The sequence below is a fragment of the Idiomarina sp. UBA4206 genome (assembly GCF_002383015.1).
Lineage (GTDB): Bacteria > Pseudomonadota > Gammaproteobacteria > Enterobacterales > Alteromonadaceae > Idiomarina > Idiomarina abyssalis.
Genome location: NZ_DFTS01000019.1, coordinates 72,440 through 73,032, shown reverse-complemented (window position 1 = coordinate 73,032; position 593 = coordinate 72,440). Strand labels below are relative to the sequence as shown.

At 49.9% G+C, this 593-nt stretch carries 1 protein-coding gene and 1 pseudogene; one reads left to right on the top strand and one right to left on the bottom strand.

The features are described 5' to 3' along the window. Window positions 1-427 (top strand): annotated as a pseudogene (locus B3180_RS04285) (MFS transporter permease); the annotation flags it as partial. A 22-nt stretch (window positions 428-449) separates the two neighbouring features. On the opposite strand, the gene B3180_RS04280 reads toward B3180_RS04285, so the two are convergent. Further along, window positions 450-548: a DUF3185 family protein gene (locus B3180_RS04280; RefSeq protein ID WP_286843239.1), complete on the bottom strand. Its 99-nt coding sequence runs from the start codon at window positions 546-548 to the stop codon at window positions 450-452. Between the last annotated feature and the right edge of the window lie 45 nt (window positions 549-593).

Below are 593 nucleotides of genomic sequence, written 5' to 3'. Positions count from 1 at the left end.
TGGGCTTGCTGGTTTACTGGCAGGGCGTTTTTGGGGGCGTTGGTCTGACTCAGCCAGTCATCATGTTATGGCTGCCGCTTCCGTTATGTCGACCCTGGTTATGGGGATAGCTTTAGCCCTTTATTATTGGGCTCCTGATGCGTTAGGTATGCAATGGGTGGCAGCTGCTTTGCTGTTCAGTTCAGCGGTGGCTCACCATGGTGCCAGGGTTGGGCGAAAAACTTACTTGGTGGATATGGCAACTCAGGATAATAGAGCGCAATTGACCGCCGTATCTAACACAGTAATGGGTGTTGTGCTTTTAGCGGGTTTATTGTTGGGCTGGGTTGATGCTGCTTACGGCGTAGCTGCGGTACTGTGGGTGCTGGCTGCTATAGGCGTTATTGCAACCTTTAGTGCATTGCGATTGCCAGACGTATCAGGTTGATACGCCTGGCTAACCGAATCCGTTATTTTCCGCGAATTACCGCGTAGAGGCCAACAATCACAGCGGCAACCCCACCAATTAAATACCAAATGGTGTTGTCAGTTGGCTCATTTGTCGCCATTTCAGACATTTCAGAAGCCAGAGACTGAGAAGCTTCATAAGAAAA